Below are 1,377 nucleotides of genomic sequence, written 5' to 3' on the forward strand. Positions count from 1 at the left end.
TTAGATTTTTGATATTAGATATTGGATTTGAAAACGGTTTTGAAATTGGAATTTACAATTTCTATCACGTCTTCTATTTTTATGTTTTTATATTTTGCTGCTAGTTGATAGACTTCTTCAAGACTTTCGTCGATAGTATCTGTTTCTAGAAAAAATTTATCGTTTGGTACGGATTTAAAAACCGATTCTAATTCAGGATTTCTCAATAAATATTTTCCAAACGACAGATAAAATCCGTTTTTAATTAATTCGTTTGCAACTTGTTCGTTCTTTGAAAATCCGTGAATGATTATTGGAACGGAGATTTTTAAACGGTTTTTAATTTCTATCAATTCTTGAAAAGCGGCAACCAAATGCAAAACTAACGGTTTTTGATATTTTTCTGCTAATGCAATTTGTTTTTCGAAAACTTCGATTTGTAATTGCATTGGAACTTCAATTCGCCTATCTAATCCGCATTCTCCTAAAGCTAAACATTCTTTTAAATGTAATTTTTCGTCGGTGATTTTTAGGTCAGATTCTAATCGGTTCTCATCAATGTACCACGGATGAATTCCGATAGAATAGTTCGGAATTGTTGCATCAAATTCCCATGGATATTGATTAACTAATTCTAAAACTTCTGAGTTATTAGTGAATTTATGAGTATGTAAATTAAAGAATTTCATTAGTCGTGAAACTTTTTTACACCAGCCAAAATGGCAATATTCAAATCATTTTCCAAAGGAACAATCGGACAAGAATATTCATAATTATAAGCACAATATGGATTGTAAGCTTTATTGAAATCAATTTTCCAACTAGTGCCTTTTTGTATTCTTAAATCTACATAACGTCCACCAATGTAGGTTTGTTTTCCACTTGTTAGATCTGAAAATGGTAGAAATAAATAATCGTCAAATCCTGGTTTTTTAATTAAATCGATGTTTTGATAAACGTTTAATTTGCAATCAACTCCATCAATTTTGAAATGCAATTCGCCATATTTTATATATTCTGGAAGACGAGAAGTTGAAGTTTTCATTTTAAAAACTTTCTCTTTTTTAGTTCTGATGAACTTGGCTTCGATTATATATTTATCATTAATTGGAAAAAAATCTAATGACCTAAAGGTTTTTAAATCCTTTTCCATTAACGGACTTTTCGCTTTATCGGCATACTCAAGATTAAGGTTGTCTTGAAATTCTTTTGAAGTTTCTGTAGTTTTATCTTGTGCTTGAAGTGTGATAAAACTCATCATCAATAGCAACGAAAAGTACTTTTTCATGTTTTTTTTACAAAAATAATTCATTAAAGACAGATTTTACAAATTTTCACAGAATTTTAAATAATCTCTTACCATTACTGATCAGTTTAGCCCAGATAGCAGTGGAAATC

2 protein-coding genes are annotated in these 1,377 nt (G+C 29.3%); both read right to left on the bottom strand.

Going from position 1 to position 1,377, the window contains the following annotated elements:
* Positions 1 to 14: 14 nt before the first annotated feature.
* Positions 15 to 668 carry a TatD family hydrolase gene (locus DIU01_RS07315; RefSeq protein WP_290832992.1) on the bottom strand — a complete coding sequence of 218 codons (654 nt, stop codon included), beginning with the start codon at positions 666 to 668 and terminating at the stop codon, positions 15 to 17.
* Complete coding sequence (locus DIU01_RS07320; RefSeq protein ID WP_290832994.1) at positions 668 to 1,267, bottom strand: DUF1684 domain-containing protein; 600 nt, start codon at positions 1,265 to 1,267, stop codon at positions 668 to 670. Before DIU01_RS07320 ends, DIU01_RS07315 begins: the two co-directional genes overlap by 1 nt.
* Positions 1,268 to 1,377 lie beyond the last annotated feature (110 nt).

It is taken from the genome of Flavobacterium sp., assembly GCF_003525665.1.
Lineage (GTDB): Bacteria > Bacteroidota > Bacteroidia > Flavobacteriales > Flavobacteriaceae > Flavobacterium.

What these genes read in the sequence shown, in the direction of transcription:
- DIU01_RS07320 (WP_290832994.1), bottom strand. Translation starts at nt 1,267, where the DNA reads ATGAAAAAGTACTTTTCGTTGCTATTGATGATGAGTTTTATCACACTT.
- DIU01_RS07315 (WP_290832992.1), bottom strand. Translation starts at nt 668, where the DNA reads ATGAAATTCTTTAATTTACATACTCATAAATTCACTAATAACTCAGAA.